19 protein-coding genes are annotated in these 21,805 nt (G+C 31.8%); 18 read left to right on the plus strand and 1 reads right to left on the minus strand.

The window, feature by feature from the left end; translation table 11 throughout:
* Positions 1-10: 10 nt before the first annotated feature.
* The 11 genes from ITB9_RS12095 (at position 11) to ITB9_RS12145 (ending at position 12,622) form a co-directional block, all read left to right on the plus strand.
* Entirely contained in the window at positions 11-1,684 is a 1,674-nt protein-coding gene (locus ITB9_RS12095; RefSeq protein WP_054852442.1) for a hypothetical protein, read from the plus strand.
* Positions 1,684-2,688: a VWA domain-containing protein gene (locus ITB9_RS12100; protein WP_028291526.1), complete on the plus strand. Its 1,005-nt coding sequence runs from the start codon at positions 1,684-1,686 to the stop codon at positions 2,686-2,688. The genes ITB9_RS12095 and ITB9_RS12100 overlap by 1 nt, the downstream gene beginning before the upstream one ends.
* Positions 2,689-2,733: 45 nt before the next feature.
* Entirely contained in the window at positions 2,734-3,771 is a 1,038-nt protein-coding gene (locus ITB9_RS12105; protein ID WP_028291527.1) for a VWA domain-containing protein, read from the plus strand.
* Positions 3,772-3,828: 57 nt separating this feature from the next.
* Complete coding sequence (locus tag ITB9_RS12110) at positions 3,829-4,680, plus strand: hypothetical protein (protein WP_028607740.1); 852 nt, start codon at positions 3,829-3,831, stop codon at positions 4,678-4,680.
* Positions 4,681-4,706: 26 nt separating this feature from the next.
* On the plus strand, positions 4,707-6,491 hold the full coding sequence (locus ITB9_RS12115; RefSeq protein ID WP_054852443.1) for a BatD family protein: 1,785 nt from the start codon (positions 4,707-4,709) through the stop codon (positions 6,489-6,491).
* A gap of 35 nt (positions 6,492-6,526) precedes the next feature.
* A complete protein-coding gene (locus tag ITB9_RS12120) occupies positions 6,527-7,282 on the plus strand; it encodes a tetratricopeptide repeat protein (protein ID WP_054852444.1) in 756 nt (251 codons plus the stop codon).
* Between the two features lie 59 nt (positions 7,283-7,341).
* Positions 7,342-7,626, plus strand: coding sequence for a hypothetical protein (locus ITB9_RS12125; protein WP_028291531.1), 285 nt, complete (start codon positions 7,342-7,344; stop codon positions 7,624-7,626).
* A 96-nt stretch (positions 7,627-7,722) separates the two neighbouring features.
* Positions 7,723-9,300, plus strand: a complete 1,578-nt coding sequence (locus ITB9_RS12130) for a SulP family inorganic anion transporter (RefSeq protein WP_054852501.1) — start codon at positions 7,723-7,725, stop codon at positions 9,298-9,300.
* Positions 9,301-9,329: 29 nt separating this feature from the next.
* Positions 9,330-9,956, plus strand: a complete 627-nt coding sequence (locus ITB9_RS12135) for a carbonic anhydrase family protein (RefSeq protein ID WP_028291533.1) — start codon at positions 9,330-9,332, stop codon at positions 9,954-9,956.
* Between the two features lie 14 nt (positions 9,957-9,970).
* Entirely contained in the window at positions 9,971-10,654 is a 684-nt protein-coding gene (locus ITB9_RS12140; protein ID WP_054852445.1) for a DUF2490 domain-containing protein, read from the plus strand.
* Between the two features lie 105 nt (positions 10,655-10,759).
* Positions 10,760-12,622: a SulP family inorganic anion transporter gene (locus tag ITB9_RS12145; protein ID WP_054852446.1), complete on the plus strand. Its 1,863-nt coding sequence runs from the start codon at positions 10,760-10,762 to the stop codon at positions 12,620-12,622.
* Here the strand turns inward: ITB9_RS12145 and ITB9_RS12150 are convergent, their stop codons facing one another.
* Positions 12,623-13,165, minus strand: coding sequence for a CvpA family protein (locus tag ITB9_RS12150; RefSeq protein ID WP_028291536.1), 543 nt, complete (start codon positions 13,163-13,165; stop codon positions 12,623-12,625).
* A gap of 51 nt (positions 13,166-13,216) precedes the next feature.
* Here ITB9_RS12150 and ITB9_RS12155 point away from each other — a divergent pair, with 51 nt between their 5' ends.
* From ITB9_RS12155 to ITB9_RS12185, 7 genes are all read left to right on the plus strand, one after another.
* Positions 13,217-13,573 (plus strand): hypothetical protein, encoded by a 357-nt coding sequence (locus tag ITB9_RS12155; RefSeq protein WP_028291537.1) that lies wholly within the window; start codon positions 13,217-13,219, stop codon positions 13,571-13,573.
* A gap of 266 nt (positions 13,574-13,839) precedes the next feature.
* On the plus strand, positions 13,840-14,253 hold the full coding sequence (locus ITB9_RS12160) for a lipocalin family protein (protein ID WP_028291538.1): 414 nt from the start codon (positions 13,840-13,842) through the stop codon (positions 14,251-14,253).
* A 113-nt stretch (positions 14,254-14,366) separates the two neighbouring features.
* Positions 14,367-15,386: a phenylalanine--tRNA ligase subunit alpha gene (pheS, locus tag ITB9_RS12165; protein ID WP_054852447.1), complete on the plus strand. Its 1,020-nt coding sequence runs from the start codon at positions 14,367-14,369 to the stop codon at positions 15,384-15,386.
* 174 nt (positions 15,387-15,560) lie between these two features.
* Positions 15,561-16,064 carry a GbsR/MarR family transcriptional regulator gene (locus tag ITB9_RS12170; RefSeq protein ID WP_054852448.1) on the plus strand — a complete coding sequence of 168 codons (504 nt, stop codon included), beginning with the start codon at positions 15,561-15,563 and terminating at the stop codon, positions 16,062-16,064.
* An 11-nt stretch (positions 16,065-16,075) separates the two neighbouring features.
* The gene (locus ITB9_RS12175; protein ID WP_054852449.1) at positions 16,076-17,206 is read left to right on the plus strand and encodes an efflux RND transporter periplasmic adaptor subunit; all 1,131 of its coding nucleotides are present in this window, start codon (positions 16,076-16,078) and stop codon (positions 17,204-17,206) included.
* 22 nt (positions 17,207-17,228) lie between these two features.
* Positions 17,229-20,381: an efflux RND transporter permease subunit gene (locus tag ITB9_RS12180; RefSeq protein WP_054852450.1), complete on the plus strand. Its 3,153-nt coding sequence runs from the start codon at positions 17,229-17,231 to the stop codon at positions 20,379-20,381.
* On the plus strand, positions 20,371-21,789 hold the full coding sequence (locus ITB9_RS12185) for an efflux transporter outer membrane subunit (RefSeq protein ID WP_054852451.1): 1,419 nt from the start codon (positions 20,371-20,373) through the stop codon (positions 21,787-21,789). The genes ITB9_RS12180 and ITB9_RS12185 overlap by 11 nt, the downstream gene beginning before the upstream one ends.
* Positions 21,790-21,805 lie beyond the last annotated feature (16 nt).

Consider the following 21,805-nt stretch of genomic DNA (forward strand, 5'->3'; position numbering starts at 1 on the left):
TTAGTAAAAAGTGAAAAAAGAAATACATTACAAAACAGTAACATCAATCAAAACTATAGGGTTTTGTCTTGTAGCGATTGCAATTCTGTTTTTACCTACAAGTTCTTTTGGTCAAGTTAAAACTTCAATAGATTCTACTTCAATAAAAATTGGTGCACAAGTTACTTATAAAATAGAGGTAGAAACAGACACAGCAAATAGTGTGATATTTCCGGTAGGTCAAAGTTTTATGCCTTTAGAAATGATTGAGGCTTATAAAACAGACACCACTAAGCAAGATGCTAAATATAAGTTAATCAAAAAATATGGATTAACACAGTTTGATTCTGGTCAGTACACAATACCTAAGCAAAAGGTTATTATTGCAGGAAAGCAATACATGACAGACTCGCTTTTGGTTACTGTAAATGAAATTCAAGTAGATACTACAAAACAAAACCTGTATGATATTAAGCCAATGATTGCAGTAGAGAAGCCAGCAAGTAATTGGTGGATTTATGTTTTGGTAGGTTTAGCCATAGCAGCATTAGTAGGGTTTTTAATATACTGGTTTGTTTGGCGAAAAAAACCATTAACAGAAGAAGAACAAATTGCGTTATTACCACCTTATGACAGAGCAAAATTAGCACTTCAAAAATTAGACGAAAGTAATTACTTAATTCAAAATAATTATAAAGATTATTATTCAGAGTTAACCTTTGCAATACGTAGGTATTTAGACGAAAAAGTATATGACAAAGCGTTGGAAAGTACAACCGATCAACTTATTACTAGATTGGAAGTGCTTAGTGACGGAAGTCAAATAGAATTATCGAAAGAAGATATTAAAAAACTTGAAACTGTTTTAAAACGTGCCGATTTAGTAAAGTTTGCTAAGTCTGCTCCAGATGTTGAGTTGGCTAAAATTGATAGAACAGTTATAGATCAAGAAATAGATCAGGTTAAAGAAGCATTACCAGAACCAACTGAAGAAGAAAAACTTTTAGATTTAGAATACAAAAAGAAACAAGAGCGTAAGGACTTCAGACAAAAAGTTTGGGTAACCATTGCAGCTATTGTTTTTATGTTAGGACTAACTTTTGCAGCCTTTAGTTACAGATATGGATTTACTTATGTTGTAGATACCATATTTCAAAAAGATACTAAACAATTGTTAGAAGGTAGTTGGGTGGATAGTGATTATGGTTTTCCTCCAATAACATTGTCAACTCCAGAGGTTTTAAAAAGAGAAGAAACACCTATTCCTGATGAGCTTAAAGACAAAATTAAAGTGTCTTCGTTTGGATTTGAATTAGAAAACAAATTTACAATAGAAACCGTAACAACTACTTTTATTAAGTCACCAACAGACGAAAACGCTCCATCTGCTGAAGATAATTTACTGCAAGCAATTGAAGCTAATCTTAAGGTAATTGAAGCTCAAGGAGGAAGAAACATTATATCTAATAAAGACAAGTTTAAAACACCAAATGAAGCTGAAGGTGTTAAAACCACAGGGACTTTAGAGTATTCAATTGATGACGATAAAGAAGATTACGTAAATGGTCAGTTTGTAATATTAAGTTTTGCTAATAAGCAAGTCATGCAGCAAATTGTGATTACCTATTTAAAAGACGATATTTATTTAGATCAGGTGGTTGAGCGTATTTTGGATTCTGTAGAACTTATTCAAAAAGAAAAATAATGCTAGATACTATAACATTTGAAAATAAGATATTTTTCTGGTTGCTATTGGCGTTACCATTAGCTATTGTTTGGTATGTCTTAAAACATAAACAACAGACTGCTCAATTAAAAATGTCCAGCTTAAAAGGCTTTAAAATTACCAATTCAATATTGCCAAAACTTAAGCATATACTATTTGCTTTACGTTTGCTAGCTCTTGGTTTTTTAATTACTGCTTTAGCAAGACCACGTACATCAGAGACTAACACAAAAACAAAAACAACTAGAGGTATTGATATTGTTATGGCAATAGATGTTTCTGCAAGTATGTTGGCAAAAGACTTAAAGCCTAACCGTTTAGAGGCTTTAAAAAACGTAGCTGGTAAATTTATAAAAGGACGTCCAAATGATAGGATTGGACTTGTGGAATACGCAGGAGAAAGTTATACAAAAACACCTATAACAAGCGATAAATCTATTGTATTAAGATCTTTAGACGATATAAAATATAATACAATTATAGAAGGTGGTACAGCAATTGGTATGGGATTAGCAACATCTGTTAACCGCTTAAAAGATAGCAAAGCTAAAAGTAAAGTTATTATTTTATTAACCGATGGTGTTAATAATTCTGGTGTTTTAAACCCTAAAATTGCTAGTGAGTTGGCAGTTGAGTTTGATATAAAAGTATACACCATTGGATTAGGTACTAATGGTATGGCAATGTCACCAATTGCAATTTTACCTAACGGAAGATTTCAATATGACAGAGTACAAGTAGAAATTGATGAAGATCTGCTTAAAGACATTGCAAAGGTTACTGGAGGAAAATATTTTAGAGCTACCAATAACCAAAAGCTAGAACAAATTTATGCTGAAATTAATAAGCTTGAAAAAACAGAAATTGACGAAACTAAATTTACAACCTATGAAGAGCATTTTAGACCATTTGTCTGGATAGCTGCAGCATTATTGTTATTAGAGTTTATTGTTAGAGTAACACTATTTAAAAGTTTTGTGTAACTGGCTTAATTTCCGCGAAAGCGAAAAAAATAAAAATAAAAATAAATGTTTCAAATAGAAGAAAAAATATGGTTTTGGACGCTACTGGTAGTACCAGTTTTAGTTGTCTTCTTTTTGTTGCTTCAGTATTGGAAAAAACGCACACAAAAAAAGTTTGCTAATAAAGGATTATTAAAACGTTTAAGCCCAGAACAGTCTTTGTTTAAATCGGTATTAAAGTTAGTCGTAATCTGCTTAGCTTTTGCTAGTTTAAGCATAGCTTTGGTCAATCCAAAAGTAGGGACTAAATTAGAAACCATAAAACGCGAAGGTGTTGATATTGTATTTGCTGTGGACGTTTCTAAAAGTATGTTGGCAGAAGATATTAAACCTAGTAGACTTGAAAAAGCAAAGCAATTGGTATCCAAAATAATGGATAATTTAGGTAGTGATCGTGTAGGTATTATTGCTTACGCAGGAAAAGCATTTCCGCAGTTACCAATTACAACAGACTATGCAGCTGGAAAAATGTTTTTACAAAACATGAATACAGACATGTTATCCTCTCAAGGAACAGCCATTAACGAAGCTATAAATTTAGCTAAAACGTATTATGATGATGACCAACAGACTAATCGTGTGTTAATGATTATTTCTGATGGTGAAGACCATAGCGAAGACGCCATAACGGTTGCTGAAGAAGCAAGTAAAGAAGGGATTAAGATTTTTACAATTGGTGTAGGAAATGCTAAAGGTGGTCCAATACCATTAAGGCGTAAAGGTACATTGTTAGGTTATAAAAAAGACAAACAAGGCGAAACCGTTATTACTAAACTAAACGAGCAAACTCTTAAAGATATTGCTAGTCAAGCTAACGGTACTTACATTAATGGAGCCATAACAGATAAGGTTGTAAAACAAGTTAAAGACCTTTTAAATAAAATGGATAAAAAAGAATTTGAAGCACAACAAATTGCAGATTTTAAAGATCAATTTCAATGGTTTTTAGGTTTAGCAATACTGTTATTTTTTATCGATATTTTCTTATTAGAAAGAAAAACAGCTTGGCTAAAAAAATTAAACCTATTTAACGAGAATTTATAAAACCCTTAACATCAACACTTTTAAGTCTTTAGTATATTTACGAGTTAATAAATTTAAATGAAACATATTTTTACCTTTATAATATTACTGTTATCTATTACTACAATAGCTCAAGATGCTGATGAGATAACAGCAGAACAAAAAGCAGCTTTAAAGCAGGAGTTAAAAGCACAAAGTTATGTTGCTGATGCAAATGACTTGGCTAATAATGATGCTTTTGTTGAAGCCGAAATGGAATATCGTAAAGCATTGTCTTTACAGCCAAAACAAGCAGTTGGAGCTTATAATTTGGGACATCAATATTTTAAAAAAGGTAATTTTGAAGAGGCTTTATATAGACATCAACAAGCAGCTAAAAATGCTGTAACTAAACAAGAAAAACATAGAGCCTTCCATAATATTGGTAACATTTTAATGGAAGAAAAAAAATGTAAAGAAGCAGTTGAAGCCTATAAAAATGCTTTAAGAAGTATGCCTACAGATGATGAGACTAGATACAACTTTGCAATAGCAAAAGAGTGTGCTAAAAATCAGGAAGATGACGAGCCTCAAGAGGACGATAAAGACGGAGAAAATAACAAGGATAAAGACGAGAACAAGGATAAGGATCAAAAAGAAAATAACGAAAAGGAGCAGGAAGATAAAGATCAAAAAGATCAAGGAGAGCAAGATAAAAAGGAAGGTGATAAAGATGAAGATAAAGAAGGAGATCCTAAAGATGATAAGAAACAAGATCCAAAAGAAGGCGATCAAAAAGATCAGCAAAAACAACCACAACCAGGACAAATGTCGCCTCAACAAATTAAAAATTTGTTAGAAGCTATGAATAATCAAGAACAAAAGGTTCAAGAAAAAATTAACGCCCAAAAAGTTAAAGGTGCAAAGCAAGAGACTGATAAGGATTGGTAAGTAAATCCCTATATTTGCAAAATTATATGAAATTATTACAATACATATTAGTTGTTTTTTTGACCTGCTCGACAACACTTGTAGTCGCACAGGATAGTGATACAGTTTCGTTTCAAGCTAAAGTTAGTAAAAAACGTTTGGCATTAAACGAGCGGTTACGTGTCGATTTTCAAATGAATAAAGATGGAGATAATTTTGTGCCTCCAAGTTTTTCAGACTTTGTTGTTGTAGGTGGACCAAACCAATCCGTTAGTAATTATTGGGATGGTAAGCAACGTAGATTTACCAAAATATACAGCTATTTTTTAGCACCAAAAAAAATGGGGACTTTCACCATTAATACAGCTAAAATAGAAGTTGATGGTGTGGCTTACACAACAAAACCAATAACAGTTAAAGTAACAAAAGCACAAGAAAAACCTGAAGATCCAAATGATCCTGATTACATACTTCAAGAAAATATTCATCTTGTAACAGAGGTTTCTAAAAGTAGCCCTTATTTAAACGAACCTATTACTGTTGTTTACAAATTGTATGTCGCACCAAGAACAGGTATTAGTAATTATCGCGAAATTGAGAGTCCTAAATTTGATGGTTTTTGGAGCCAAAGTTTAGACGATAAAGGTGTAAAAATTAAAAACGGAACCTATAAAGGTGAAGATTATAGATTTGTAACTTTAAGAAAAACCGTTTTATACCCTCAAAAAACTGGTAAATTAACCATTGAGCCTATTAGTCTTGATATTACCCTTGAAGTACCAACCAATAGACGTGACATTTTTGGTAATAGAATAACAACTCAAGCTCACAGAACTATAAGTGCCAGTACCAGAACTGTAGACGTAAAAGCATTACCCGAAAATGGTAAACCAGATAATTTTACAGGAGCAGTTGGAGATTTTAAATTTAATGTAACTGCATCCAAAAATAGTTTAAATGCAACCGAGTCTTTACAGGCTAAAATATTAGTCTCAGGAAAAGGAAATTTAAAATTATTTGAGTTACCTAAATTAAAGACACCAAGTACATTGGAGGTTTATGAGCCAGAACACCAAGAAAATGTTAGAACGTATTCTGGTGGTATGCAAGGTTCAATATCAGATAGTTATACAATTATACCTCAATACAAAGGTAAATTTCCAATACCATCTGTAAGCTTTTCATATTTTGATTTAAAAACCGAAACATATAAACAAATAACCTCAGAGGATATTGTTATAAATGTTATTGAAGGTCCTGTTTATGCAGAAGATGATAATAACTTACCAGTTTCTAGTACAGGAAAACAAGCAGTTACTTTAAATGAAGATCAGTTTGCTTTTATAAAAACGAAGGCTAATTTTCAAAATAAAAAAAATCAAACTTTTTTAAATTCACCTATATTCTGGACAAGTTTAGTAGGACCATTGTTAGCAATTCCGTTAGCATTAGTCTACAGAAGAAAGCGTGAAGAAAGACTAGCAGATGTTACAGGTAACCGTAAACGTAAAGCAGATAGATTAGCTAAAAAGTATTTAACCGAAGCTAAAAAAGCATTAGGTCAAAAAGAAGCCTTTTACATTGCGCTTGAAAAAGCATTACATAATTACTTAAAAGGAAGGCTGTCCATACAGACTTCGGATTTAAGTACAGAAAAAATAACAAGTTTGTTAACAGAAAAAGGAGTAGAAGATCATGTTATCAAAGACTTTGAAGCGATTTTAGAAAACTGTAACCTTGCACGTTATACACCTATAACAACAGTGACAATGCAGCAAGATTATCAAAAGTCTGCTACGACAATAAACTTAATAGACAAGCAAATTAAATAACCTGTTTTATTTCCGCTTAAGCGGAAACCCTTAAAATGAAACATATAATTTACATATTTCTTTTTTTCTTCGGAAGCTTAGTTGCTCAAAATCAATCTGTTTTTGAACAAGCCAATGCATTATATACCGACGGTAATTATAAAGAAGCTATAACTAAGTATCAATCTATATTAGACAGTAAGCAACATGCAGCTGAGGTCTACTATAACCTAGCTAATGCGCACTATAAACTTAATAACATTGCTCCAAGTATTTATTATTATGAAAAAGCCTTACAGTTAAACCCTAATGACCAAGAGGTTTTAAACAACATCGTTTATGCTAAAAAAATGACTGTTGATGCTATACAGCCTGTGCCTAAAATTGGTTTGTCAAGATTTTTTAATAAAATAACAAACCTATTGACTTTTGATAGTTGGGCAAGATTAGCAGTAGTGTTAATGATAGCTTTTGTGATTTTATTTTTAGTGTACTACTTTACTTTTAGTACTAGTTTTAAAAGGCTGTCCTTTACTTTAAGTGTTGTCTTTTTGTTTTTATCATTAACAAGTTTAAGTTTAGCATTTCAAAAACAAGCTTTAGATAAAAAAGATAATCCAGCAATAGTTTTTGCTCAAGAAAGTGAAGTAAAATCAGAGCCAAACCTAGGTGGTGACAAAGCTTTTGTATTACATGAAGGTACTAAAGTGCAAGTTTTAGATACTATTAATAACTGGAAAAAAATTCAAATTGCAGACGGTAAAGTAGGATGGATTATAGCAACAGATATTAAATTGTTGAATAATTTTTAAATAATCCTTAACGTTTAAGTGAAGCTTTAGCATTATATTTGTTTTTATCAACAAGAAAAATGCATAAAAAGCTAATTTCCATATTTTTTATATTATTGTTTGTGGGCTTAATTACAGCGCCATCAATAATTGTCGCTATAGATGATTCTGTAGACATGTCCGAGTTTTATAGCTTGTCAGAAGAAGAGGAAGAAAATAAAAATGTTAGCTTGATTTTTATAGTGCAAGATTTAGAAGATAGTTTATCAGAACATTCAGATGATGATAATATACTAGAGTATTTTTCTAAGAGTTATCCAAAACCTCACCTAAATTTAATATCTCCACCTCCCGAATTCATTTAGTAATTACAGATCCACTAGACTTTTTTTTAGAGTCTATTTAATTAATTATTAAAATATCCATTAAGCAAGTTCTTAATGGTAAAAATGAATTTAGATATGTTTAAAACATTAAAAAATGACTTACCTGCAAGTATTGTCGTATTTTTTGTAGCATTACCATTATGTTTAGGTATTGCTTTAGCCAGTGGTGCGCCACTTTTTTCAGGGTTAATAGCTGGAATAATAGGAGGTATAGTAGTTGGGGCCTTAAGTGGCTCTAAAATTGGTGTTAGTGGTCCTGCTGCTGGATTAGCAGCAATTGTTTTAACTGCAATAGGTAGTTTAGGTGGTTACCAAAACTTTTTAGTAGCAGTTGTTTTAGGAGGAGTTATTCAAATTGTATTTGGAGTCTTAAAAGCTGGTATTATTGGATATTACTTCCCTTCATCTGTTATTAAAGGGATGCTGACAGGTATTGGTATTATAATTATATTAAAACAAATCCCTCACTTTTTTGGGTACGATGCAGAGCCAGAAGGAGCAGATAGTTTTTTAGAAACTTCTGGAGAAAATACATTCTCGGCAATATTGAATATCACAGATAATATCACAATGGGATCCATGGTAATTGGTCTTATTGGTTTAGCTATTTTGCTATTATGGGACAGAGTATTGTCTAAAAAAGGTAAAATTTTTCAAATAATACAAGGTCCTTTAGTTGCGGTTGTTTTAGGTATCGTATTTTATGTAGTAACTCAAGGTTCAAGTTTAGCTATAAATCCTTCTCATTTAGTTAGTGTTCCAGTACCTGAGGATGCAGCTTCATTTATAGGGCAATTTAGTTTTCCTAATTTTTCTGCTATTACAAATCCAAAAGTATGGTTAGTAGCTTTTACTATAGCATTAGTAGCAAGTTTAGAAACGTTATTGTGTGTAGAGGCAACAGATAAGATAGATCCACATAAAAATGTAACACCTACTAATCGCGAATTATTAGCCCAAGGTACAGGTAATATTATTTCTGGTTTAATAGGAGGTTTACCTATTACTCAAGTAATTGTGCGTAGTTCGGCAAATATACAATCAGGAGGACGCAGTAAGTTATCTGCTATTATTCATGGTTTTTTATTATTAATTTCGGTAATATTAATTCCAAGATTGCTTAACATGATACCATTATCAGTTTTGGCATCTGTATTATTAATAGTAGGTTACAAGTTAGCAAAACCAGGATTGTTTAAAAAAATGTATGATATGGGTTGGAAGCAATTTATACCATTTGTTGTTACAGTATTAGGTATTGTATTTATTGATCTATTATGGGGAATCGGTTTAGGATTATTAGTTGGTATTGCAGTTATTTTAATTAAAAGCTATCAAAACTCACATTTCTTAAATATCGAAGATAAAAGCGATGGTAAACATACAATTAAGATGACATTAGCAGAAGAGGTTACTTTTTTTAATAAAGGAGCTATTTTAAAAGAATTGGAAGCGTTACCAATAGATACATATCTTGAAATTGATGTTAGAAAAACCAGATATCTAGATAATGATATTATTGAAATCTTAGAAGATTTTGCATTTAAAGCAAAAGAAAGAAATATTGATATTCAAATCATTTCAGAACGTGGTGTTGTTGAAAACCCAGATAGTTTTATAGAGTTTTTTAAACTAAGACCAATAACATCATAACTTACTAAAAATTAAAAACACACAAATTGATGAAAGCACATACTAAAGAAACACAGGCTACAATGACTCCTGAAAAGTCATTACAATTTTTAAAAGAAGGAAATCAAAGATTTCAAAGTAATTTAAAAGCTAACCGTAATTTACTAGAACAAGTAAACGATACTAGTGAAGGACAATTCCCGTTTGCAACTATTTTAAGTTGTATAGACTCACGTGTGTCTGCCGAGTTAGTGTTTGATCAAGGATTAGGAGATATTTTTAGTGTACGTATTGCAGGTAATTTTGTAAACGAAGACATTTTAGGTAGTATGGAGTTTGGTTGTAAATTAGCAGGAACAAAGCTAGTTGTTGTATTAGGACATACCAGCTGTGGTGCAATAAAAGGAGCATGTGATCATGCAGAAATGGGTAACTTAACTAAGTTAATCGAGAAGATTAATCCTGCTGTAAATGCTGTTACAGAGCCTAAAGATGAGAGTCAACGTAATTCTAAAAATTTAGCATTTGTTGATGAAGTCTCTAAGAAAAACGTACAATTAACAATTGACAGAATTCACGCAGAAAGTCCAATTTTAAGTGAAATGGAAAAAAACGGTGAAATTAAAATAGTTGGAGCAATGTATGATATTAATACAGGAGCTGTCGAGTTTTATTAATAGACTTTATAGTAATGCATATATTTAAATTCAAAACAAAAACCATTTTAGCAACACTAACATTTATGTTAGTGTTGCCTTTTTACGGTCTAAGTCAAGAAAGTAATTTAGGAAATTGGTTAATATATATAGGTAGTAAGCAGTTAAAAAACGGATGGAATATCCATAATGAAGTCCAATACAGAAACTATGATGCTGTAGGAGATCTAGAACAATTGTTGTTAAGAACAGGTTTAGGATATAATTTAACCGAAAACAATAATAATCTACTATTAGGTTATGGTTACATTTTGTCAGAAAACTATGTTGGAGATACAGACAAAAAAGTATCAGTAAACGAGCATCGTATTTTTCAGCAATTTACTACAAAACAAAAAATAGGTAGCATAGGTTTAAGCCATCGTTATCGTTTCGAGCAACGTTTTGTAGAAGAAGATTTTAAAATGCGTTTCAGGTATTTTTTAGGATTAAAAGTTCCGCTTCAAAATAAACCAGATGGTAATAATCCTTTATACCTTTCAGCTTATAACGAGATTTTTTTAAACACAAAAACCTCTATATTTGATCGTAACAGATTATATGGTGGTTTAGGATATCAGTTTTCTAAACAACTACGTTTAGAATTAGGTTACATGAATCAGTTTTTTGAAACCTCAAGCCGAGACCAAATAAATATAATAGCCTTCGTAAATTTTTAAAAGGCAACATTATTATAGTGTAAATTAAAGCCGATAGCTTATTGTCGGCTTTTTTTATGCTAAAAAAGTAGTACATTGTAAAAACCAATCTAATAATATAAATTAATGAAACGTTTATTTAGTAATATAAAAGGAGATGCTTTTGGAGGTATAACAGCTGGTATTGTGGCACTACCACTAGCTTTAGCATTTGGAGTATCCTCAGGTTTAGGACCTAGTGCAGGTTTATATGGAGCCATTTTTATAAGCTTTTTTGCTGCACTTTTTGGTGGTACAGCAACACAAATTTCTGGTCCAACTGCACCAATGACAGCTGTAAGTATGGTTGTTATTGCAGGTATTATAGCAACTAATGATGGTGATGTCACTAAAGCATTACCTTATATTTTATCCGTTTTCTTATTAGCAGGTTTAGTGCAAGTAGGATTAGGTGTTTTAGGTTTTGGTAAATACATAAAGTATATACCATACCCAGTAGTTTCAGGGTTTATGACAGCTATAGGAGTCATTATTTTAGTAACTCAAATTTTACCATCAATTGGTTATTATCCAAAAGAAGATACAGCATATGTAAACCAATTTAATGCAGAAGCAGAAGAAGTTATACTTCAAAATTATTTAAATGAAGATGCTAGTAAAAGGACTTTAGTAATAGATGACTTTAAACAAACCATAGTTAAGGCAGAAGCAATTACAACAGCTAGTATTGATAAAGAAGCCAAAACTATTGCCAAAGCTAAATCGTCTGGAGTTTTGGGTACTTTAAAAGTCTTACCAAGAGCACTTCAAAATATAAATTGGTTAGAGTTAGCATTAGCATTATCAACAATATTTATTGTGTATGGTTTTAAAAAAATCACAACTAAAATACCAAGTGCATTAGTTGCATTAGTAGTCGTGTCAGGAGTTGCTTATGGCTTCGGTTTAGGTTACAAGCCAATAGAAGAAATACCTTCAGGTTTACCAATTCCAAACTTTGAGATAATAACAGGATTTAGCTTTAGTAGTATTTCACCATATATATTCACAGCATTAACATTAGCAATGTTAGGTGCAATAGACTCGTTATTAACAAGTGTTGTAGCAGATAATATGACTAAAACAAACCATAATCCTAATAAAGAATTAATAGGTCAAGGTATAGGTAATAGTATAGCATCAATTTTTGGAGGTATTCCAGGAGCAGGAGCTACCATTAGAACCGTTGTTAATATTAATGCAGGAGGACGTACTAAATTATCAGGTATGATAGCAGGTGTTATGTTATTATTTATACTGTTAGCTTTAGGTCCAATAGCTTCCAAAATACCAGCAGCAGTATTAGCTGGAATATTAATAACTGTAGGTATTGGTGTAATGGATTATAAAGGTCTAAAAGCAATAGCAGCTATGCCTAAAGACATCAAAATTGGTCCTATCAAAATTAGCTCAGAAGTATTAATCATGTTTATTGTTTTAATATTAGCTAGTGTATGGGATTTAATTTTTGCAGTAGGTATTGGTTTAGTTATAGCATCATTGTTTTTTATGAAAAAAATAGGTGATTTAACAGCTCAACATTCAGATGTAAAACCATTAAAAGAAGAAGCTTGGGACGATGAAGGCGATTTTCCATCAGATTTAAAAGAAGAATTTTTTATAAAACACATCAAAGGACCACTATTTTTTGGATCAACCTCAGACTTCCAGCAGTTAGCAAAGCAAATACCACCAACAGCTAAAAAAGTTGTGATTAGGTTAGGACGTATGCCATATATAGATCAATCTGGTTTATACGCAATGGAAGATGTTTTACTAGACTTAAAAAGACGAAATATTGATGTGCTATTTGTAGACCTTGCAAAGCAACCACGATACATGATGGAGCGTATAGATATTGTTCCAGATTTAATACCAAATCAACACATATTCAAGGACTTTAATACGTGTTTAAATTGGGTAAAGTCAAATGTAAAAAACGTTGTTTAATTAAACGTCACTATCGTTAGTAGGTTCAGAAGGATCAATAATTGGATTGCTATTGTCTTCGTCAGATTTAATTATCGTCGGAAAAACCATAGGAGCCAATGACTTAACAGGAGCATATAAAATAGAATCTTCAATATCGTCATCCTCAACAAAGGGGATGGCGTTATTCATTTTATCAAAAACAATAAGAAGAACACTTAAAATCAAACCCACTTTTAAAACACCAAAAGCAGCACCTAAAAGCTTATTTAAAATTCCTAAAGACGCAAAATCTGCCAATTTAGTCAATGCTTTTCCTGCCAAACTAATCACCAAAATTATAATTACAAATGTAATTGCAAAAGCAACGGTATTAATTGTTTTCTCGTTCCATGATGTTTTATCCATTAAAAATTCAGCAACAAAATAACTAAAATGGATTGCACCATAAACACCAGCAATTAAGGCAACAATAGAGGCAAGCTCAACAAAAAGTCCCTTAAATAAACCACGTACTAAACCAAATAAAAGCAAAGCACCTAAAACAATATCAATTAAAGCCATAAAGTTAGATTTTAGACAAATATAAATTAACTTTGCGACTTTAAAATTATTATGGCAAGAGACGAAGAACTAAAACAACGTTGGGACGAAGTAGTAACCAAACTATCAGCCCAATTTGCAGATGGAGACACCTTAGATTTGGACGCAATTATATACTTAATTGGCGTACAAGAATTAGGACAATTAGAGCGTAAATTTAAAAAAGACCACAAATTAGACCTTATGCATATAGCAATTTGCAAACTACTAACGCCATATGGTTACTACGAGTTTGATTTTGTTGATAAAGACGGTTGGCCACACTATAAAGCAAAAGAAACATTACCACACTTAAAAGCAGGAGAACAAAGTATTTTAATGAAAGAAGCCATTGTAAATTATTTTATAGAAACTCAGTATATAAAATAATTTTGGGCGTTACCCAAGGGTCGCGCTCTCGGCAGTCGCTTTTAATTTGCTTTAAGGCAAATAAAAGAGCTTCAACAAATGCCTCCATCCCTAACGCAAATCACGACGTTTTTAATTTACTATTTAACAAAAAGATATAAGTATATCAAGCACAGTTAATTGAATGTTTCTAGTTAATAAAAAACTAAATATATAAAGTATTAATACTTACAATTACTAATAAAAGATATATGTTTGTTTTAAATTAATCTTATAATTTGTAAATAATGAAAAAATTAACCTTAGTATTTAGCCTATTTTCACTTATACTTTTTTCTTGTGGAAATGATGATGATAATGGAGATTCAATAACCCAAGACCCGTTTATTGCAACTTGGCAATATTACAAATACTTTGAAGATGGAACAGAAATTGTTTTAGAAGATTGTGAAACTCAGTCAACATTTCAAGTTTTTGAAAATGGGGATTTTATGTCAACTTTTTACGAACTAGATACAAATGATGATTGTCAAATAGAAGGAACTACTAATGGTACCTGGGAAAATGTTGGGAATGGCTTTTATTCTACGACCTTTGATGGAGAAACTGTAACTAGTGAAGTTCATTTTGATGGTAATACATTGTATTTTGAAGATGTAGATGGTGGTATAACTTATAGAGATGTGTATATTAAAATATAAGCAAACTTATTATTTATTAAACTCCTTATTTATAATAAGGAGTTTTTTTATGCCTAAAAATCATTAGATTTGCTAACCATTTAGATCCTGAAATAAATTCAGTACAAAAGATTATGATAGACAAGATTAAAGAATTAATTGCAGAAGCAGAAGTATTCAAAGCTGAAACTAAAGAAGACATAGAAGCCTTTAGAATTAAGCTTTTAGGACAAAAAGGTATTGTAAAGCAATATTTTGCCGAATTTAAAAATGTTGCAAATGATCAGAAAAAAGAATTTGGTCAAGTAATCAACACCCTTAAAAATACAGCTCAAAATAAAGTTAACGCTTTAAAGGAAGAGCTAGAAAACAATACACAAGACGCTGGAATTAGTGGTGATTTATCACGTCCAGGAGAGCCAATACAAATAGGATCACGTCATCCAATATCTATAGTTAAAAATCAAATTATAGATATATTTTCTAACATTGGATTTAATGTCAGTGAAGGTCCAGAAATTGAAGATGATTGGCACAACTTTACAGCATTAAATTTACCAGAATACCATCCAGCAAGAGATATGCAGGACACGTTTTTTGTACAAACTAATCCAGATATTTTATTACGTACGCATACCAGTTCTGTACAAGTAAGATACATGGAAGATAACAAGCCACCAATACGTACAATTTCTCCTGGTAGAGTGTACCGTAATGAGGCAATATCTGCACGTTCGCATTGTTTTTTCCATCAAGTAGAAGGTTTGTATATTGATAAAGATGTTAGTTTTGCAGACCTTAAACAAACTTTACAATACTTTACAACTGAGTTGTTTGGTAAATCTAAAATTAGATTACGTCCTTCATACTTTCCGTTTACAGAACCAAGCGCAGAAATTGATGTGTATTGGGGACTTGAAACAGAAACAGATCACAAAATTACAAAAGGAACAGGATGGTTAGAAATTGGAGGTTGTGGTATGGTAGATCCTAATGTGTTAATCAATTGCGGTATTGATGCAGAAGAATATTCTGGATTTGCATTTGGAGTTGGTATAGATCGTATAGCCATGTTATTACACCAAATTAGCGATATACGTTTATTAAGTGAAAACGATGTAAGATTTTTAGAGCAATTTAAATCTGCATTATAGAGTATTGATATTCAAATAAATAATATTAAAAGCCAACTGTTAACAGTTGGCTTTTTTATTTAACAACAGTTTAACTTCGTTTAGTTCGGTTTTTTCCGAACTAAAATATAAATTTGCAATGGATTTAGGTTTTGTAAACTTCATATTCCTAATTAGAACTAAAATTATTTAATAATGAAAGAAGAAATCTGCAAACAAAAAATGAGCTTGGTTGAAAAGTTAGGCGTCCATTTAGAAAACAGAGAGCAATTAGCACCTGTTGCTGCACGTATTTTAGCTTATATCATTTTAACAGGTAAAAAAGGGACCACGTTTGAAGAAATGGTAACTGTATTGTGTGCAAGTAAGAGTACTATATCAACGCACCTTAATCATTTACAAGATTTAAATAAGATTCAATACTTCACAAAAACAGGAGATCGTAAAAAGTATTTTGTAATAAAAAAAGATACCATCATTCAGCATATAGATAATATGGTTAGTCATTGGGATGAAGAGCGTAAAATACACGTAGAAATTAAAGACTATAAAGAAAGTATCAATAATACTAAAATTAAAAATAATGATGAAAAATTTGATTTAAGTTTTCATGATGATTATATCAAATTTATAGATGGTGCATCAGATTCAATTAAAGCATTAAGAGTAAAAATAATAGACAATCAATTCAATATTTAATAAAGTAAAAAATGAGACATAATAAATTATTAACAATACTATCACTAAGTGTATTCTTAGTCATTGTAAGTTGTGGTAGCAAAGACCAAAATAAACCTGTTGCAGAGGCTCCTCCAGCACCTTTTCCTGTAACGCAATTACAAACAAAAACCGTTACAGGTTATACAGAGTATCCAACAACAATAGAGGGTAAAGTTAATAGTGATGTTAGGGCAAAAACTTCTGGTTATGTAGAAAAAGTATACGTAGACGAAGGTCAAAAAGTACGTAAAGGACAAGTGCTTTTTAAATTAGAAACACAATCGTTAAGTCAAGATGCAGGAGCAGCAAAAGCACGCGTTAACGTGGCACAGGTAGAGGTTGATAAACTAATTCCTTTAGTAGAAAAAAATATTATTAGTCCAGTACAATTAGAAACTGCTAAAGCTAATTTAGCTCAAGCTCAAGCTAATTATAGTGGTGTAACTGCAAATATCGGCTACGCTACCATTAAAAGTCCAATTGATGGTTTTGTTGGTGCTATTAATTTTAGAGAAGGTGCTTTAATTAGCCCAAGTGATGCTACTCCACTAACAACTGTAAGTCAAATAGACGAAGTTTATGCTTTTTTTAGCTTTAATGAAGCACAATATATCGATCATTTGCAACGCTCAGAAGGTCAAAACAAAGCAGAGCGTATTAAAAATTCGCCAGACTTAACTTTGGTTTTAGCGAATGGTAAGGAGTATTCTGAAAAAGGGCGTATTCAAACCAGTACAGGACAAATTAACCAAAGTACAGGTACTATTCAAATTAGAGCAGCTTTTGATAATTCAAACGAAATTTTAACCAACGGAAACAGCGGAAAAATTAAATTTCCAATTGAATATAAAGATGCTATCGTTGTACCACAAACTGCAACTTTTGAGCAGCAAGGTAATATTATGATTTTCAAATTAGGAGAAAATAACAAAGTAGAGACTTCTATTTTAAAAGTAAAAGGTACTGTAGATAACTTATATGTTGTAGAGTCTGGTGTAGCAGCAAACGACAAGATTATAGTATCTGGTATTGGAAAACTAAGAAGCGGTATGGCAATTGCGCCTCAAGAAACTTCTTTTGAAGAAGCTATTAAGCCGGTTGCAACATTATTTAGAAATTAGATAAACACCAAACATATTTATCATGTTAAAAACATTTATTGAAAGACCAGTACTTTCAACAGTAATCTCTATTATCATAGTTATGCTAGGTGTTATTAGTATAACTACCTTACCAATAGAGGAATATCCAGATATTGCACCACCAACTATTAAAGTAACTGCAAATTACACAGGTGCAAATGCAGAGACCGTTTTAGAGAGCGTTATTGTTCCTATCGAGGAGCAAATTAATGGTGTAGAAGGTATGACTTACATTACCTCTACAGCATCAAATAATGGTACTGCCGAAATTACGGTATATTTTGATCAAGAAACAGATGCCGATATTGCAGCTGTAAACGTTCAAAACCGTGTAGCTAGAGCCACACCATTATTACCACAAGAGGTAACACAAACAGGAGTTGTAACACAAAAGCAGGAAACCAGTGCTTTGATGTTTATTTCTATGTATTCTGAAAACGATAACTACGACGCTACATTTATTCAGAATTACTTAAAAATTAACGTTATTCCAGCAATGCAACGTATTAGTGGTGTTGGAGATGTTAGTGTATTTTCACAACAAGATTACGCTATGCGTGTTTGGTTAAATCCAGAAAAATTAGCGTCTTATAACTTAATACCTTCAGATATTACTGCAGCTTTAGCAGAGCAAAATTTAGAAGCAGCAGCAGGTTCTTTAGGTGAAAATAATGGTGAATCATTTTCATATACATTAACCTATAGTGGTCGTTTTAAAGACGAAGCGCAATACAGCGATATTGTAATTAAAGCTTTAGGAAACGGAGAATTTTTACGCTTAAAAGATGTGGCAACTATTGAGTTAGATGCACAATCATACTCATCTAATGCCATGAGTATGGGTAATCCAGCAGTTTTTATGGGAATTTTCCAGACTAAAGGATCTAACGCACAAGAAATTATTGAAAACATTAAAGTGACTTTAGAAGATGTAAAAGCAGATCTTCCTGAAGGTTTAGACATTTTTGTACCATACGATACCAGTTTATTTTTAAACGCTTCAATAGAAAAAGTAATTAGCACATTATTAGAAGCCTTTTTACTGGTATTCTTAGTAGTATTTATCTTTTTACAAGATTTCCGTTCTACATTAATTCCTGCAATTGCAGTACCTGTATCTATTATAGGTACCTTCTTCTTCTTAAATGTTTTTGGCTATTCTATTAACTTACTTACATTATTTGCCTTAGTACTTGCTATTGGTATTGTAGTAGATGATGCTATTGTTGTTGTAGAAGCTGTTCATGCTAAAATGGACGAAGGAGAACACAACCCGAAAAAAGCAACATTAACTGCAATGAACGAAATTTCTGGAGCCATAATCTCAATTACGTTGGTAATGGCAGCGGTATTTATTCCAGTTACGTTTATTACTGGACCAACAGGTGTTTTTTATGAGCAATTTGGTGTTACGTTAATTATTGCCATTTTAATTTCGGCAGTAAATGCATTAACCTTAAGTCCTGCATTATGTGCTTTATTATTAAAAGAACATAAAGAAGATGAAGATCTAAAAGGAAAAGGACCATTAAAACGTTTTTATACCTTATTCAATCGTGGATTTAATGCAACCATTAATAGATACGGTAAATCATTACAGTTTTTATATAAAAGAAAATTTGTTTCAGTATTACTATTAATGATTGCAGGTGTTGGTATTTATTGGGCTTCAATGACAACTCCAACAGGTTTTGTACCTAATGAAGATAGAGGAATTGTTTTTGCAAACATCGAATTACCTCCAGGAGCATCATTAGATAGAACAGATGCTGTTTCAAGAAAATTATATGCTCAAATTGAAGGTATAGAAGGTATTGAAGCTGTTAACTTTATTAAAGGTAGAAGTTTAATAAGTGGTGCTGGTAGTAATTATAGTTTTGGTATTATAAAACTTAAAAACTGGGATGAACGTGAAGACGAGTCGTTATCTGCGCAAGCTATTACAGGAAAATTATTTGGTGTAGCAGCAGGAATACCAGATGCCAATATTATATTCTTTTCACCTCCAAGTATACGTGGTTTTGGTAACTCATCAGGTTTCGAAATTAATTTATTAGATAAATTTGGTGGTGAGTTTACAGATTTAGATCAAGCCAATAAAGACTTTTCTATGGCTTTAATGAGTCATCCAGAAATTAAATATGCACAATCTTCTTTTAGTACTAATTATCCGCAATATGAAATGGAAGTTAATGTACCATTAGCAAAGGAAAAAGGTGTATCTGTTAATAGTATATTTTCAACATTACAAGGATATATAGGTGGAATTTATGCATCAGATTTTTCTAGATTCGGAAAACAATATAGAGTATATATTCAAGCATTACCAGAAGATAGAGCAGACGAGAATGCTTTAAACAGCATGTATGTGCGTACTGATTCTGGCGAGATGACTCCTATTACACAGTTTGTTACGCTTGAAAGAGTTTATGGACCACAATCGGTAACACGTTTTAATCTTTTTAATTCTACCATGATTTCTGGTGCTACTAACGATGGTTATAGTACAGGTGATGCTATTAGAGTTATTGAGGAAGAGGTAGCAAAACTACCAAGTAATTATACAGTTGCTTACTCAGGTTTAACACGTGAAGAGGTAAACGCAGGAAACCAAACGACGTTCATATTTATATTAAGTATCTTATTTGTATACTTTTTATTAAGTGCACAATACGAAAGTTACTTGCTACCATTTGCTGTAGTATTATCATTACCATTTGGTGTATTTGGTGCCTATATAAGTACTAAATTCTTAGGGTTAGAAAACAATATATATTTCCAGATTGCCTTAATCATGCTTATTGGTTTGTTGGCTAAAAATGCCATACTTATTGTTGAGTTTGCTTTACAGCGAAGAAAACAAGGAGAAAGTATTGTAGATGCAGCGATAGATGGTGCTAAGTCACGTTTACGTCCAATTTTAATGACATCGTTTGCCTTTATCTTGGGATTAATGCCTTTAGCTTTAGCTTCAGGTGTTGGGTCTGAAGGAAACAACTCTATTGGTTCTGGAGCAGCAGGCGGAATGCTTATTGGTACCATTTTAGGAGTCTTTGTTATTCCTATCTTATTTATATTTTTCCAATGGTTACAAGAAAAAATTTCAGGAAAACCAACATTACAAACTATTGAATATTTAGACAATGAAAAGTAATTTAAAACATAAAAAAATTAGTAGAGGTGTACTAATACTAATCGTTGCATTAACACTACAAAGTTGTTTTGTAGCTCAAGATTATGTGAGACCAGATTTAAAAGCAGAAACAGAAGCGCTTTATAGAACAGATAATTTACCAACAGATAGCGTATCTATAGCAGATGTCTCTTGGAAAGATTTATTTACAGACCAATACCTTCAGCAATACATAGAAGAAGGTTTACAAAACAACATGGATGTTCGTATTGCTTTACAACAAATAGTAGCAGCACAAGCTTATGCTAAACAAGGAAAAGCAGGTTACTTGCCTTCTGCAAATGTAGGAGCTAATTACACACGTCAAGAGTTTTCAGAAAATAGCCAATTTGGTTCAATTTTTAGTGGTGGATTAGATACGTATGATATTACAGCTAATTTATCTTGGGAAGCAGATATTTGGGGGAAAATTAGAAGTAACAAACGTGCAACACAAGCTGCTTACTTACAAAGTGTCGCAGGACATCAAGCAATAAAAACGCAATTAATTTCTAGTATTGCGAATACATACTATAATTTATTGGCTTTAGATGCACAATTAGAAGTGACTAAACAAACTATTTTAACTAGAGAAAGTGGTGTAAAAACCATTAAAGCTTTAAAAGATGCTGGACAAGTAACACAAGTTGCAGTAGACCAAAATATCGCACAGTACAATAGTGCTAAAGCTTTACAAGTAGATATTGAAGTCGCTATTTTTAAAACTGAAAATACGCTAAGTATTTTATTAGGTAAAACACCACAAACGTTTGAAAGAAGCAGTTTAGACATTCAAAATATAGATCAAGATATCGTATTGGGTGTTCCTGCAACGTTATTAAGTAACAGACCTGATGTTATGGCTGCAGAATATGGTTTAATAAATTCGTTTGAGTTAACTAATGTTGCTAAAAGTAATTTATATCCTTCATTAACATTAACCGCTTCTGGAGGATTAGAAAGCTTGGATGTAGATAATTTAATTAATGTTAATTCAATTTTCGCAAATATTATAGGCGGAATTACACAACCTATCTTTAATCAACGTAAGTTAAAAACTCAAAGAGAAGTTGCTTTTGCACAACAAGAACAAGCTTTACTTCAGTTTAAACAAACCTTGTTAGTAGCAGGAAGTGAAGTATCTAATGCATTATATACATACAAAGCCGAAACTAAAAAGTTTGAGTTTAGAAAAGATGAGGTGGAAGCGTTACGTACAGCCGAAGCCAATTCTAACGAGTTACTTAAAAATGGTTATGCTAACTATTTAGACTTATTAACAGCAAGAGAAAGTGCTTTAAATGCCGAACTTAATATTATTGACAGCCAATTACAACAACTAGTGTCTGTTGTAGATTTATATGAAGCGCTTGGTGGTGGATGGAAATAATAATGTAATAAAAAAG

The organism is Olleya sp. ITB9, from assembly GCF_001315805.1.
Lineage (GTDB): Bacteria > Bacteroidota > Bacteroidia > Flavobacteriales > Flavobacteriaceae > Olleya > Olleya sediminilitoris.